The organism is Brevundimonas sp. EAKA (assembly GCF_000698025.1).
Lineage (GTDB): Bacteria > Pseudomonadota > Alphaproteobacteria > Caulobacterales > Caulobacteraceae > Brevundimonas > Brevundimonas mediterranea_A.
This window is the reverse complement of sequence record NZ_JMQR01000020.1, coordinates 1-14,568: the sequence shown is the minus strand read 5'-3', so window position 1 is coordinate 14,568 and position 14,568 is coordinate 1. Positions and strand designations below refer to the sequence as shown.

Sequence of the window (14,568 nt, the reverse complement as noted above, 5' to 3'; positions counted from 1 at the left end):
TGCGCGACCGGTCCTCCCCGTCGGCCTTCGCCGACAGGGAGGTGAAATCCGCTCAGGCCGCCTTGTCCCAGTTCAACACCACCTTGCCCGACTGGCCCGACTTCATCGCCTCGAAACCTTCGCGGTAGTCGGCATAGTCCAGCCGGTGGGTGATCAGCGGGCTCAGGTCCAGGCCGGCCTTCAGCAGGCCCAGCATCTTGCGCCAGGTGGTGAACATCTCGCGGCCATAGACGCCCTTGATGGTCAGGGCCTTCAGGATGATCGCGCCCCAGTCGGTCTCCATGGGTTTGCCGGGGATGCCCAGCATGGCCATGCCGCCGCCCATGATCAGGGTGTCGACGCACTGTCTGAAGGCGATCGGCGAGCCGGACATCTCCAGCGCCACGTCGAAGCCGACCTTCAGGCCCAGCTCCTTCATGACGTCGTGGATGTCTTCCTTGGTCGTGTTCACGGTGCGCACGCCCGGCGCCACCTTCTGCGCCAGTTCCAGCCGGAAGTCGTTGATGTCGGTCAGGACCACGGTGCGCGCGCCGGCGTGGCGGGCCACGGCGGCGGCCATCATGCCGATGGGGCCGGCGCCGGTGACCAGGACGTCCTCACCCAGCAGGTCGAACTGCTGCGCCGTGTGCACGGCGTTCCCGAACGGATCCAGGATCGAGCCGATCTCATAGGGCACGTCGTCCGGCAGTTCGATCACATTGAAGGCCGGCGCCACCACGAACTCGGCGAAGGCGCCCTGGCGGTTGACGCCGATCCCGCGCGTCTTGGGGTCCAGGTGGAAATGACCGGCGCGGGCCGCTTCGGAGTTCAGGTCGATGACGTGCCCCTCGGCCGAGACGCGCTGGCCGATCTTCAGCGGGCGATCCACGTCCTTGCCGACGGCGACGATCTCGCCGGCGAACTCGTGGCCAGTGATCATCGGGGTCGGGACGTTCTTCTGGGACCACTCGTCCCAGTTCCAGATATGGATGTCGGTGCCGCAGACGGCGGTGCGATGGACGCGGATCAGCACATCCTCCGGTCCCGCCTCGGGGATCGGCGCGTCGATCAGTTCCAGGCCGACGCCCGGGGCGGTCTTGGCCAGGGCTTTCATCGTGTCGGTCATAGTCTCAACTCCCTGAAATCATGGCCTCGGCTTGTTCCGAAGCCCGCGGCTGAGGCCCCACGCCTCCTCACCGCTTGTTCTTCGTCGATGGCGCGCGAAGAGGGCTAAATGACGCCCAGTTCTCGTCCCGCCTGCGTAAACGCCGCCACCGTCCGGTCAATCTGGTCGAAGCTATGCGCCGCCGACATCTGGGTGCGGATGCGGGCCTGGCCGCGCGGCACGACGGGGAAGGAAAAGCCGATCACATAGACGCCCAGCTCCAACGCGCGCGCTGCGAAATCCTGGGCCAGTTTGGCGTCGCCCAGCATGACAGGGATGATCGGATGTTCGCCGTTCAGCAGGTCGAAGCCCGCATCGGTCATGGCCATGCGATAGCGGTGGGCGTTGGCCGACAGACGGGTGCGCAGGGCGTCGCCCTCCGCCCCTTGAGCGATACGGATGGCCTCCAGGCTGGAGCCGCACACGGCCGGCGCCAGGGCGTTGGAGAACAGATAGGGCCGCGCCCGCTGCTTCAGCAGTTCGACCACCGACTTCTTCGCGCAGATGAAGCCGCCCATGGCGCCGCCCAGGGCCTTGCCGAAGGTGCCGGTGACGAAATCCACCTCGACCGCGTGATGGGCGAAGGAGCCCTTGCCTTGCGGACCCAGGAAGCCGGTGGCGTGACAGTCGTCCACCATGATCAGGGCGTCGTACTTGTCGGCCAGCGCCCGGATCTCGTCCAGTTTGGCGATATAGCCGTCCATCGAGAAGGCGCCGTCGGTGGCGATGATGATGTCGCGAGCGCCGGCCTCGCGCGCCTCCTTCAGGCGGCTTTCCAGCTCATCCATGTCCGAGTTGGCGAAGCGATAGCGTTTGGCCTTGCACAGCCGCACCCCGTCGATGATCGAGGCGTGGTTCAGGCTGTCCGAGACGATGGCGTCGTTCTCGCCCAACAGGGGTTCGAACAGGCCGCCGTTGGCGTCGAAGGCGGCGGCGAACAGGATGGCGTCCTCGAAACCCAGATAGCCGGCGATGGCGGCTTCCAGCTCCTTGTGGATCTCCAGGGTGCCGCAGATGAAGCGGACCGAGGCCGTGCCTGCGCCCCACTTCTGCTGAGCGGCGATCCCGGCCTGGACGACGCGTTCGTCGCCCGCCAGGCCCAGATAGTTGTTGGCGCAGAAGTTCAGCACGTCGCGGCCGGCGACCTGGATCACCGGCCCCTGGCGGGAGGCGATGATGCGTTCGGGCTTGGTCAGGCCCTGGGCGTCGATCTCGGTCAGTTCGCCGGCGACGCGGTCATAGAAGCTCTGGGTCATGGCCGCGACCTACGCCGATTTCGACCGGGATTCCACCCGTCTTAGGTCGCCATCTCGGGGTCCGCCTCGGCCCGGATCGGGCTGACGCGGATCTTGCCGCCGCACGGCTGGAACTCGAAGGGCAGGCTGACGGCCGCCGTGTCGCCCGGCGCAGTGGCGCGCAGGGTGGCGACGCTGGGGCAGGTCTTCTGCATCGTCTCGTCCGGCACGACGCTCCACGCCATTTCGAAATAGGCCTTGGCCCGGGGCGCCAACTCCACCGGGGTCGGCGCCTGGCCCTGGCGGAAATAGCTGCCGGGGCTCTGGTCGGCGCGGATCGAGGTCAGGGGCCGCCCCTGCCCGTCCAGCAGCGTCACGCCCGGATAACCGGTCAGGCTGCACGCCTGGGCGCCGAGGTTCTGGAGGCTGAAGTTGCGCACCCGATTGCCCGCGCCCGCGTCGCCGCCCTCGGCCGCCAGCTTCAGCTGCGGTCCCTTGCAGGGCGTGGACGCAGGCAGGACTCCGCCCGGCGCGGGCGTGGTCGTCTGGCCCGGCAAGGCTTGCGGAGCCGGGGCGGCGGTCGCCGCCGTCGCCACCGGCCGCGCGCATTGCTCCAGCACCGCCACCCCGACCTCCTCGTTGGGGCCGAGGCGGCTCAGGGTCGCCTTCTCCTGGCCGTCGCGGGGGGCGGTCCACCATTCGACGCCCGAGCCGACATAGCGGGCGCCGCTGGCCGCCTCGACCGAGCGCAGATCATAGGTCTGCCCCTTGTAGGCCAGTTGCGCCGTCGCCGTGTCGGGATACCGCGCCTCGACCATCGCCCCGCTCTCGCAGGCGTAGCCGACAGCCGGAACGGCCGACGCGGACGCCGGCTGGGGCTCGACCGGAGCAGTGGGCTGCTCAGGCTCCGCCTGTTGGCAGGCGGAGACTCCCGTCAGGGCGGCGATCGCGACGAAGGCGGTCAGGCGGCGCATCATGGTGAAATCTCTCCCGTTCGGTGATCCAACGGCTAAGCTGGCGAAAGGCTCCGCAGTCGAACCTCAATGGTCGCCTTTCGGCGTCTCCATCAGCTCCATCAGCACCCCGCCCATGTCGCGCGGGTGCAGGAAGACGACCGGCGTCCCGTGGGCCCCGATCCGCGGCTCGCCCGTGCCCAGGATCGTCACCCCCTTGGCCCGCATCTCGGCGACGGCGGCGTGGATGTCGGCGACCTCGAAACAGACGTGATGCTGGCCGCCCTTGGGATTCTTGGCCAGGAAGCCGACGATGGGGCTGGTCTCGTCATAGGGTTCGATCAGCTCGATCTGGGCCGTCGGCGTATCGATGAAACAGACCTTCACCCCCTGCGCCGGCAGGTCGAACGGCTCTCCGATCTTGGTCGCCCCCAACACGTCCCGATACAGTTTGATCGAGTCCGCGATGGACGGGGTCGCGACACCGACATGGTTCAGGGCGCCGATCATGCGGTCTCCTTAGGCGCGGGCTGGGCGTAACCCAGCCGCTGGTTCAGCTTCTCGATCAGGTCCACCGCCGTATCGGCGATGGCCGACCCGGGCAGATAGACGGCGGCGGCGCCCATATCGAGCAGAGGCTGGACGTCGGACGGCGGGATCACCCCCCCGACCACGATCATGATGTCCGGCCGCCCCAGCCGCGCCAGCTCGGCCTTCAGCTCGGGAACCAGCGTCAGATGCCCCGCCGCCAAAGACGACGCCCCCACCGCATGGACCCCCTTGTCCACCGCATCGCGCGCCGCCTCGGCCGGGGTCTGGAACAGGGCGCCGGCGGTGACGTCGAAGCCCAGGTCGCCATAGCCTGTGGCGACCACCTTCTGGCCCCGATCGTGCCCGTCCTGACCCAGTTTGGCGATCAGGATGCGCGGCGGGCCGCCGTCATTCTCGACGAAGGTCGCCACCATCTCACGGGCGCGGGCGAAGCGGGGATCGGCGCCGGCCTCCTTGGCGTAGACCCCCGACACGGTCTGCACCGTCGCCACATGGCGGCCGAAGGCGGCCTCCAGCGCGTCGGAGATTTCACCCACCGTCGCCTTGGCCCGCGCCGCCTGCACCGCCAGCTCCAGCAGGTTGGCGGTCCCCCGCGCACCGTTCGTCAGCGCCTCCAGCGCCGCATCGGTCGTCGCCTGGTCCCGCTCGGCCCGCAGCCGTTTCAGCTTGTCGATCTGGGCCGCCAGCACCGCCGCGTTGTCGACCTTCAGCATCGGAATATCGTCGACGACGGGGTTCAGATATTTGTTCACCCCGACCACCGTCTGCTGGCCGGTGTCGATCCGGGCCTGGGTCTTGGCGGCGGATTCCTCGATCCTCAGCTTGGGGATGCCCGCCTCGATGGCCTTGGCCATGCCGCCCAGGGCCTCGACCTCGGCCATGTGAGCCCGCGCCCGTTCAGCCAGTTCGTGCGTCAGCCGCTCGACATAGAAGCTGCCGCCCCACGGATCGATCACGCGGGTCAGGCCGGTCTCCGACTGCAACAGGATCTGGGTGTTGCGCGCGATCCGGGCCGAGAAGTCGGTCGGCAGCGCCAGATCCTCGTCCAGCGCATTGGTGTGCAGGCTCTGCGTCTGCCCGCCCGCCGCCGCCATGGCCTCGACCATGGTGCGCGGCACATTGTTGAACACGTCCTGCGCCGCCAGGCTCCAGCCCGACGTCTGGCAGTGGGCGCGTAAGGACAGCGATTTCGGATCGACCCCGCCCTCTTTCCGCACCGCCTCGGCCCACAGCAGGCGGCCCGCGCGCATCTTGGCCACCTCCATGAAATAGTTCATGCCGATGGCCCAGAAGAAGCTCAGCCGCGGCGCGAACCGGTCGATCGGCATGCCCGCCGCCACGCCCGCCCGCAGATATTCGATCCCGTCCGCCAGCGTATAGGCCAGCTCGATATCCGCCGAGGCCCCGGCCTCCTGCATGTGATAGCCGCTGATCGAGATCGAGTTGAACTTCGGCGTCTCCTGCGCCGTCCAGGCGAAGATGTCGGCGATGATCCGCATCGAGGGTTCGGGCGGATAGATGTAGGTGTTCCGGACCATGAACTCCTTCAGAATATCGTTCTGAATGGTCCCGGTCAGGGCCGCATGCGGCACGCCCTGTTCTTCGGCCGCGACGACATAGAGGGCCAGGATCGGCAGCACCGCCCCGTTCATCGTCATCGACACCGACATCTGGTCCAGCGGGATCCCGTCGAACAGGGTCCGCATGTCATAGATGCTGTCGATGGCCACGCCGGCCATGCCGACATCGCCCTTCACCCGCGGGTGGTCGCTGTCGTAGCCCCGGTGCGTCGCCAGATCGAAGGCGATGCTCAACCCCTTCTGCCCCGCCGCCAGATTGCGGCGATAGAAGGCGTTCGACTCCTCGGCGGTCGAGAAGCCGGCGTACTGGCGGATGGTCCAGGGATTGCCCGCATACATGGTCGGATAGGGCCCGCGCACGAAGGGCGCGAACCCCGGCAGGCCGTCCTGATGCCCCAGCCCCTCCAGCGCCTCGGCGCCATAGGCGGTCGACACGGTCAGCCCCTCGGGCGTCAGCCACGGCTCCCGCGTCGGCCCCTGCCCGGTCGGCATCAGGTTCAGGGCGATCCTGCTGAAATCGGGGAAGCTCATCCGATCACCTCCTCGAAGGCCGCCGCGAAACGGATCGGGCTCAGGGGTTCGCACACCCGCTCCACCACAACCGCCGCCTCGTCGCCCGCCTCGACCGGCGCCGGCCGCACGTCTGCATCCACATATTTGGTCACGCCGATGATCTGGGCCGCGCCGTTTGTCAGAGCCGCCTCGCGCAGGGCCCTGGCGCGAGCGATGCGAGGCTGGATCACCGACCCCTTCAGGGCCTCGACCAGACCGCCCTCGGCCTCGATCATCTGGAACTCGGCCCAGCCGGCCTCGGCCAGATCCCGCGTCCGCGCATCCAGATACCAGCTTCCCGCCGCCGGATCGTCGACCCGGCCCAGGTTGGCCTCCTCCATCAGCACCAGCTGTGTGTTCCTCGCCTGCCGCCGGGCAAAGGCGTCGGACCGTCCGGTCGCGCGGGTGAAGCCGTCCAGCACCACCACGTCCGCCCCGCCGACCGCGCCCGCAAACCCCGCCGCCGTCAGCCGCAGCAGATTGGGCCAGGGGTCGCGCGCCGCCAACATCCGCCGCGACGACCGCGCCTCGATCACGGCCGGCGCTTCAACGCCAAACCCTCGCGTCAACGCCGCCCAGATCAGCCGCATGGCCCGCACCTTGGCCAGGCTGTCGAAATATTCCGCATCGACCGACAGGCCGACCACCGTCCCCCTCAGGGCCGTCTCGACCGACATCCCGGCGTCCGCCGCCGCCTTCGCATGGGCCACGACGCTTGAGGCCGCAAAGGCCAGTTCCTGCGCCGCCGATCCGCCCGCCTCGTGCGCCACGCGCCCGCTGGCCATGAAGAAGGTCGCATCGGGATAGGCCCCCGCATGCCGCGCCGCCGTATTGGCCGCCAGGCTCAGATGCTCTTCCACCGAACGCGGCGCCCCGCCCGCCTCGGCAAAGGCCGAGACCGGGTCCATGTGGAACCTCAGCTTCGCGCGCGGCGAGCCCTTGGCCACCACGGCCAGGGCGTTGGCCGCATCCGGCCCGTCGATCCCTGCCTCCAGCGCGACCGGCGCCAGCTCCAGCGCCACGCCCTCCAGCGCCCGCCCCAAGGGCGCGGAATCCGCCAGCACCCGCCCCTTCAGCACCACCGAGGCGGCGCCGTTCTCCAGATCGGCCAGGACGGCGGCGTTCACCGCCTCGGGATCGTCCCCCTCGACCAAGGTCCGCAGATCCCAGGCCCGGCCTTCGGAGTCCGACGGACGCGGGGCGAAGATCGGCTGCACGCCCGTCGCGCCCGCATACAGCGGCCGCGTCACCAGTTGGTCGGCGTCGAGATGCATCAGCGACTCGATCGGCCGATCCTTCAGCGCCTTCTGGGCGGACTCGCGCCATTCGAGGGGGCTGGGTGTGGGGAAGCTCATGCGCCCGCCCCCCCTTCTTCTTTCGTCATCCTCCGGCAAGCCGCGTAGCGGCGCAGACCGGGGGACCCAGCGGCGCGCGAGAGCGCGAACCTGCCGCACACGCCGACCTGCCCGTTGAGGCGCTGGCGCGCCGCCCTGCGGGCTTTCGCCTTCGCTTCGCTACGGCGCCGCTGGGTCCCCCGGTCGCTCCTGCGGAGCGCCGGAGGATGACGAAAGAGGAGAAGGGCGGTCATCACCCGAACTCCACCAGCACATCATCCGCCGCCACCGGATCCCCGTCCTTCGCTCCCACCGCCTTCACCACCCCGTCGCGCTCGGCCTTGAGGATGTTCTGCATCTTCATCGCCTCGATGATCGCCACCGTCTCCCCGGTCTTGACCTCCTGCCCCACCACCACCGGGATCGACACCACCAGCCCCGGCATCGGCGACAGCACCATCTTCGAGGTGTCCGCCACCGCCTTCTCCGGCAGGCGCGCATACAGTTCGGCGACATGCGGCCTCAACACCCGCACCCGCGCCTTGGCCGCGCGGTGGCGAATGTCGAAGCCGTCGGCGACGCGTTTGACCTCGGCGGTGAAGGGCTCGCCGTCCAGCTCGGCCTTGAACTGGGCCAGGCCGGGGCGCCAGTCGATGTCCGACAGGCGGATGTCGCCCCCGCCCGTCAGGGTCAGGATCATCTCCTCGTCCTCGTCATAGGACAGGCCGACGCCGTGCGGGGTCTTGTCGATCATCACGATCCAGTCGGTGCGGTCCGACGGATCGCCGTCCTGTTCGGCGATCACCTCGTGCATGGCCAAGGCCGAGGCGATCAGGATCCGCTCCTGCTCCACCGTCGGGCGCAGGCCGTTAAAGCCGTCCGGGAATTCGTCCTTGATATAGCTGGTCGACAGTTCGCCCGACTTGAACCGGTCCTGGTCCATCACCGCCGCCAGGAAGGGCACATTATGCCCCAGGCCCGACAGGTGGGTGTCCTCCAACGCCCGAGCCATGCCCGTCACCGCGTCCTCGCGCGTCTCGCCCCAGGCGCACAGTTTGGCGATCATCGGGTCGTAGAACAGGCTGATCTCGTCGCCCTCGCGGACGCCGGAATCGTTCCTGACGGTATAATCCCCCTGATCGCCCTCCTCCGGCTGCTCATAACGGACCAGCCGCCCGATGGACGGCAGAAAGCCGCGATACGGGTCCTCGGCGTAAATCCGGCTCTCGATGGCCCAGCCGTCGATCTTCAGGTCCTTCTGCTCGAAGGCCAGTTTTTCACCCCAGGCCGAACGGATCATCTGTTCGACCAGATCGACCCCGGTGATCAGCTCCGTCACCGGATGCTCGACCTGCAGCCGGGTGTTCATCTCCAAGAAGTAGAAGCTCTTGTCCTGACCGGCGACAAACTCGACCGTGCCGGCGCTGTCATAGTTCACCGCCTGGGCCAGGGCGACGGCCTGCGCCCCCATGGCGGCGCGGGTGGCCTCGTCCAGCAGGGGCGAGGGCGCCTCCTCGATGACCTTCTGGTTGCGGCGCTGGATCGAACATTCGCGCTCGAACAGGTGGACCACATGGCCGTGCTTGTCGCCCAGCACCTGGATCTCGATGTGGCGCGGGTCGATGATGAACTTCTCCAGGAAGACCCGGTCGTCGCCGAAGGCGTTCAGCGCCTCGGCCTTCACCGCCGCGAACCCCTCGGCCATGTCGGCGTCCGAATGGGCCACGCGGATGCCCTTGCCGCCGCCGCCGGCAGAGGCCTTGATCATGATCGGATAGCCGATCTCGTTGGCGATCTTCACCGCCTCTTCCGGCGTCTCGATCAGCCCCATATGCCCCGGCACGGTCGAGACCCCCGCCTCGGCCGCCAGCTTCTTGGAGCTGATCTTGTCGCCCATGGCCTCGATGGCCTCGGGGTTCGGGCCGATGAAGGCGATCCCCTCGTCCCTCAACCGCCGCGCGAACCCGGCGTTCTCGCTCAGGAACCCGAAGCCCGGATGCACGGCCTGCGCCCCCGTCTGGCGCACCGCCTCGACGATCTTGTCGGCCAGCAGATAGGACTGCGCCGCCGGCGCTGGCCCGATCAGCACCGCCTCGTCGGCCATCTCGACCGCCAACGACCCGGCGTCGGCCTCCGAATAGACCTGCACGGTCTTGATGCCCATGCGGCGGCAGGTCTTGATGATCCGAACCGCGATCTCGCCCCGGTTGGCGATGAGGATTTTGGAGAACATGGTCAGTCTTTCTGCGTGATCTCATCCATGGGGTTTTCCCCAGAGGACTTCGGCGCGCGCTTGACAAAGGCAGAAACTAGGCGGGAACATAGAGTGAACAACTCGGAGGTTGCCATGACAGACATTCCGTTGGCCTTGGGCGGCCTTAAGACCGCAATAGACATCGCAAAATCACTCATTGGCGTAAGAGACCAAACAATCATCCAAACGCGAGTGATCGAACTCAATCGCATAATCCTTCAAGCGCAGGAGGACGCCACGATTGCGAGAGCTGAACGAGATGAGTTGAAGCAAACCATACGAGCGCTGCAGGCTGAAATCGAAGCCACCAATTCGTGGGACGCTGAAGCCACGCACTACGCATTGAAGCAGGTTGGAAAAGGCGTGGTGCTTTACGGCCTCAAAACGAATCGGGGCGAGCCAGATCACTACCTTTGTCCGAACTGCTTTTCTGATCGAAAGAAGTCCTTCGTCCAAAAAACGCAGGCGAGCCGACATGGTGAGCTTTTCATCCATAAGTGTTTCACCTGCTCCTCAGAATTCGAGTTTGAGGCACGACCATGGGCGGGTGGAGGGGCGACGTCGTACTCATCAAGCTACGATCCGTACGCAGAACTCGAATAGGCATCACAGCGGAATATTATCGTGCTTCTTCCAGGGGTTCTCCTGGACCTTGTTCTTCAGCGTCCGCAGCGCCTTCACCAGCCGCCGCCGCGTCCCGTGCGGCATGATGACGTCGTCGATGTAGCCCAGCCCCGCCGCCACGAACGGATTGGCGAACCGGTCCTTGTACTCCGCCTCCCGCGCGGCCAGGGCCGCCGGATCGCCGGCCTCCTTGCGGAAGATGATCTCGACCGCCCCCTTAGCGCCCATGACCGCGATCTCGGCGGTGGGCCAGGCGTAGTTGACGTCGCCGCGCAGGTGTTTCGAACTCATCACATCATAGGCGCCGCCATAGGCCTTGCGCGTGATCAGGGTCAGTTTCGGCACCGTCGCCTCGGCATAGGCGAACAGCAGCTTGGCCCCGTGTTTGATCAGGGCGCCATACTCCTGCTTGGTCCCCGGCATGAAGCCCGGCACGTCCACCAGGGTCACCAGCGCAATATCGAAGGCGTCGCAGAAGCGCACGAACCGCGCGGCCTTGCGGCTTGAATCAATGTCCAGCACCCCGGCCAGCACCTGGGGCTGGTTGGCGACGATCCCGACCGTCTGGCCGTCCAGCCGGCCGAAGCCGCAGATGATGTTCTTGGCGAAATCGGCCCCGATCTCGAAGAAGTCGGCCTCGTCGACCACCTTCAGGATCAGCTCCTTCATGTCATAGGGCTGGTTCGGATTGGCCGGGATCAGGGTGTCCAGCGACGGCTCGTCCCGCTCGGGCTCGTCATAGCTCTCGCGCACCGGCGGCTTTTCGCGGTTCGACAGGGGCAAAAAGCCGATCAGGCGGCGCACCTCCGACAGGGCCTCCAGGTCGTTCTCGAACGCCCCGTCCGCCACGCCCGACTTGCCGGCATGGACCCGCGCCCCGCCCAGGTCCTCGTGGCTGACGACCTCGTTGGTGACGGTCTTCACCACGTCGGGGCCGGTCACGTACATATAGCTCGTGTCCTTCACCATGAAGATGAAGTCGGTGATGGCCGGCGAATAGACGTCGCCCCCCGCGCACGGCCCCATGATCACGCTGATCTGGGGAATGACGCCGCTGGCCAGGGTGTTCTGCAGGAAGATGTCGGCGTATCCGGCCAGGCTCTCCACCCCCTCCTGGATCCGCGCCCCGCCCGCATCGAACAGGCCGATGATCGGCGCCCCCGTCGTCAGGGCCATCTTCTGCAGCTTGACGATCTTGGCCGCATGGGCGCCCGACAGCGACCCGCCGAACACCGTGAAGTCCTTGGAGAAGACATAGACCAGCCGCCCGCCGATGGTCCCGCGCCCCGTCACCACCCCGTCGCCGGGGATGCGTTGCGTCTCCATGCCGAAGTCGTGGCTGCGGTGCTCCACGAACATGTCGGTCTCCTCGAAGGAGCCCTCGTCCAGCAGAACGTCGATGCGTTCGCGCGCCGTCAGCTTGCCCTTGGCGTGCTGTGCGGCGATACGCTTTTCCCCACCGCCCAGTTTGGCGGCGGCGCGACGACGCTCCAGTTCTTCAAGGATGGCTTGAGTCATGATCGGTTTCGGCCTTGTGTTCGAACGGCAAGGAGTGGCGGCTTCATCGCAAAATGGCAAACGCAACTTTGCAAAAGGTGCGGAACTGCGCGGACTTGCAAAGGCGGCGACGATGAACTGCAAACTTGCGAATGGCTGAGAAGCTTTTCCTGGGCGCCAAGCTGCGCAAGCTGCGCGAGGCGCGCGGCTGGACGCTGGAGGCCTGCGCCGAACGTCTGGGCCTGTCGCCCTCCTATCTGTCGCAGATCGAGACCAATCAGCGCCCGGCCACCGCCCGCGTCCTGATCGCCCTGACCCGCGCCTTCCACATCGACGCCAGCCTGTTCGACCTCGAAGGCGACGCCCGCCTGATCGCCGACCTGCGCGAGGCCACCACCGACATCGCCGGTCCGGTCAGCGGCGGGGCCGAGCCCCCGACCGCGGCCGAGCTGAAACAGGCCGTGGCCAACACCCCCCGCCTGGCCCATCAGTTCCTGGCCCTGCACCAGGCCTTCCGCCAACTGGACGAGCGGGTGAAGGCGCTGGACGACACCCTGGGCCGCGACGAACTGGGCGCCCGCGTCGCCCTGCTGCCCTATGAGGAGGTCCGCGACTTCTTCCACTACCGCGACAACTACGTCGACAGTCTGGATACGGCGGCCGAGGCCCTGGCCGCAGCGCCCCCCCAGGACGGCCCGATCGAACGGGCGCTGGAGACCCTGCTGGCCGACCGGCACGGGGTCCGCACCGTCTATGTCGCGGGTCAGGAGGCCCTGCGCCGCTACGATTCCGCCAGTCGCATACTCTCCCTGGACGCCTGGCGGCCCGGCGCCACCCGCTCCTTCCAACTGGCCCACCAGCTGGCCCTGTTGTCCTTCCGCGACCTGATCGAGACCGAACTGGACCAGGCCGCCTTCCGCACCCAGGCCGCGCGCGACGTGGCCCGCGTCGGCCTGGCCAACTACGCCGCCGGCGCGCTTCTGCTGCCCTACCGCGCCTTCCTCGAGGCGGCGCGGGCCGAGAAACACGACATCGACCGGCTGCGCACCCGGTTCCAGGTCAGTTTCGAACAGGTCTGCCACCGGCTCTCGACCCTGCAACGGCCCGGCTGGCGCGGCGTGCCCTTCTATTTCGCCCGCGTCGACATGGCCGGCAACATCACCAAACGCCACAGCGCCACCCGCTTCCAGTTCGCCCGCTTCGGCGGCGCCTGCCCCCTGTGGAACGTGCACGAGGCCTTCGCCACGCCCGACCGGATCGGGGTCCAGCTGGCCGAGATGCCCGACGGCTCGCGCTACATCTCCATCGCCCGCAGCGTGTCCAAGCCCAGCGGCTCCTACCTGGCCAACGACCGCCGCTACGCCCTGTCCCTGGGCTGCGAGGTCGAACACGCCGGATCCCTGGTCTACGCCGCCGGTCTGGACCTGAACGGCCCCGCCGCCCGGATCGGCGTCAGCTGCCGCATCTGCGAGCGCACCGACTGCACCCAGCGCGCCTTCCCGCCCCTCGACCGCGCCCTTCACGTCCCCGAGAACGAGCGCGGCGTCGTGCCCTATGTGCTGGATGGACCGCGCCCGGACCGCTATTGATCGGGGCATGACCTCACACGCACCCATCGGCGTCGCCGTCGTCGGCTACGGCCTGGCGGGCCAGACCTTCCACGCCCCCCTGATCGCCGCCACCCCCGGCCTACACCTGACCGCCGTCGTCTCGTCCCGCCCTGAAGCGGTCCACACCGACCTGCCGAACGTCGAAGTCCTGCCCGATCTGGACGCCGCCCTGGCCCGCGACGACATCGGCCTGATCGTCGTCGCCACCCCCGACGCCCTGCACGCCGAACAGTCGATCGCCGCGCTGAAGGCCGGCAAGTCGGTGGTCGTGGACAAGCCCTTCGCCGCCACCCTGGCCGACGCCCAAGCCGTCGCCGCCGTCGCCGCCGATGCGCCCGGCGTGTTCAGCGTCTTCCAGAACCGTCGCTGGGACGCCGACTTCCTGACCCTGCGCCGCCTGATCGCGGATGGGGAACTGGGCGACATCGCCGTATTCGAAAGCCACTACGACCGCTTCCGGCCGACCGTCACCGACCGCTGGAAGGACAGACGCGACGGCGGCGTCTGGGCCGACCTGGGCCCCCACCTGATCGACCAGGCGGTGCAACTGTTCGGCCCGCCCCTGGCCGTCAACGCCGACCTCCAGGCCCAGCGACACGGCGCCACCGCCATCGACTACGCCCACGTCCTGCTGCGCTACGACCGGCTGCGCGTCATCCTGAACATGAGCCACCTCGCCGCCGAGGCCAGCCTCCGCTACGTCGTCCACGGCACAGGCGGCAGCTTCATCAAGCACGGCCTCGACGCCCAGGAGAGCCAGTCCAAGGCCGGGCTCCGCCCCGGCCACCTCGACTGGGGCCTGGACCCCTCGCCCGGCGTCCTGACCAAACAGATCGACGGCCAAACCCGCCGCACCACGCCTGCGCCCGAACGCGGCGACTACCCCGCCTTCTACGCCGCCGTCCGCGACGCCATCCAGGGCAAGGGGCCGCCGCCCGTCCCCGCCGCCCAGGCCCTGACCGTCATGCGCATCCTCGACGCGGGACTACGCAGCGCCGCCGAGCGGCGCGAGATTTCGCTCTAGCTTTCACCTCCCTGCGCGCGAAGGCGCGCGGGGAGGACAGGTCGCGCGTGCGACCAGGCGGGGGCGACTCCGGCGGTGGTGGCGACCACGCCCCCTTTAGAGACCGGCTCGCCCCCCGCTTGGGGTCGCCGAACGCCCCGCCTAGCCTCCCCCCCGGCCCTCGGCCAGCGGGGGGCGAGGGGTAGGCTGGGACTCATAAACAGCTGACG

At 68.0% G+C, this 14,568-nt stretch carries 12 protein-coding genes; 4 read left to right on the top strand and 8 right to left on the bottom strand.

Going from position 1 to position 14,568, the window contains the following annotated elements:
* Positions 1-52: 52 nt before the first annotated feature.
* The 7 genes from tdh to ER13_RS04650 form a co-directional block, all read right to left on the bottom strand.
* Positions 53-1,093: an L-threonine 3-dehydrogenase gene (gene tdh, locus ER13_RS04680; RefSeq protein WP_348271536.1), complete on the bottom strand. Its 1,041-nt coding sequence runs from the start codon at positions 1,091-1,093 to the stop codon at positions 53-55.
* 116 nt (positions 1,094-1,209) lie between these two features.
* A complete protein-coding gene (locus ER13_RS04675; protein ID WP_035307088.1) occupies positions 1,210-2,400 on the bottom strand; it encodes a glycine C-acetyltransferase in 1,191 nt (396 codons plus the stop codon).
* A 41-nt stretch (positions 2,401-2,441) separates the two neighbouring features.
* Positions 2,442-3,356: a DUF4232 domain-containing protein gene (locus ER13_RS04670; protein ID WP_052004879.1), complete on the bottom strand. Its 915-nt coding sequence runs from the start codon at positions 3,354-3,356 to the stop codon at positions 2,442-2,444.
* Positions 3,357-3,419: 63 nt separating this feature from the next.
* Positions 3,420-3,842: a methylmalonyl-CoA epimerase gene (gene mce, locus ER13_RS04665; protein WP_035307085.1), complete on the bottom strand. Its 423-nt coding sequence runs from the start codon at positions 3,840-3,842 to the stop codon at positions 3,420-3,422.
* Positions 3,839-5,995, bottom strand: a complete 2,157-nt coding sequence (gene scpA, locus ER13_RS04660; RefSeq protein WP_035307084.1) for a methylmalonyl-CoA mutase — start codon at positions 5,993-5,995, stop codon at positions 3,839-3,841. Before scpA ends, mce begins: the two co-directional genes overlap by 4 nt.
* On the bottom strand, positions 5,992-7,371 hold the full coding sequence (locus ER13_RS04655) for a methylmalonyl-CoA mutase family protein (RefSeq protein WP_035307082.1): 1,380 nt from the start codon (positions 7,369-7,371) through the stop codon (positions 5,992-5,994). The genes scpA and ER13_RS04655 overlap by 4 nt, the downstream gene beginning before the upstream one ends.
* 232 nt (positions 7,372-7,603) lie before the next feature.
* On the bottom strand, positions 7,604-9,583 hold the full coding sequence (locus tag ER13_RS04650) for an acetyl/propionyl/methylcrotonyl-CoA carboxylase subunit alpha (RefSeq protein ID WP_035307080.1): 1,980 nt from the start codon (positions 9,581-9,583) through the stop codon (positions 7,604-7,606).
* Between the two features lie 114 nt (positions 9,584-9,697).
* Between ER13_RS04650 and ER13_RS18305 the strand changes: the two genes are divergently transcribed.
* Positions 9,698-10,207, top strand: a complete 510-nt coding sequence (locus tag ER13_RS18305) for a hypothetical protein (RefSeq protein WP_155988091.1) — start codon at positions 9,698-9,700, stop codon at positions 10,205-10,207.
* 3 nt (positions 10,208-10,210) lie between these two features.
* On the opposite strand, the gene ER13_RS04640 is transcribed toward ER13_RS18305, so the two are convergent.
* On the bottom strand, positions 10,211-11,746 hold the full coding sequence (locus tag ER13_RS04640) for an acyl-CoA carboxylase subunit beta (RefSeq protein ID WP_008259414.1): 1,536 nt from the start codon (positions 11,744-11,746) through the stop codon (positions 10,211-10,213).
* Here ER13_RS04640 and ER13_RS18300 point away from each other — a divergent pair.
* Genes ER13_RS18300 through ER13_RS04630 form a run of 3 tightly spaced genes read left to right on the top strand, consistent with a single transcriptional unit; the run spans position 11,745 to position 14,359 of the window.
* The gene (locus ER13_RS18300; protein WP_154726651.1) at positions 11,745-11,885 is read left to right on the top strand and encodes a hypothetical protein; all 141 of its coding nucleotides are present in this window, start codon (positions 11,745-11,747) and stop codon (positions 11,883-11,885) included. The two genes, ER13_RS04640 and ER13_RS18300, sit on opposite strands and share 2 nt — an antisense overlap.
* Complete coding sequence (locus ER13_RS04635) at positions 11,878-13,314, top strand: short-chain fatty acyl-CoA regulator family protein (protein ID WP_035307076.1); 1,437 nt, start codon at positions 11,878-11,880, stop codon at positions 13,312-13,314. Before ER13_RS18300 ends, ER13_RS04635 begins: the two co-directional genes overlap by 8 nt.
* Positions 13,315-13,321: 7 nt before the next feature.
* Entirely contained in the window at positions 13,322-14,359 is a 1,038-nt protein-coding gene (locus ER13_RS04630; RefSeq protein WP_035307136.1) for an oxidoreductase, read from the top strand.
* The last annotated feature ends 209 nt before the right edge of the window (positions 14,360-14,568 follow it).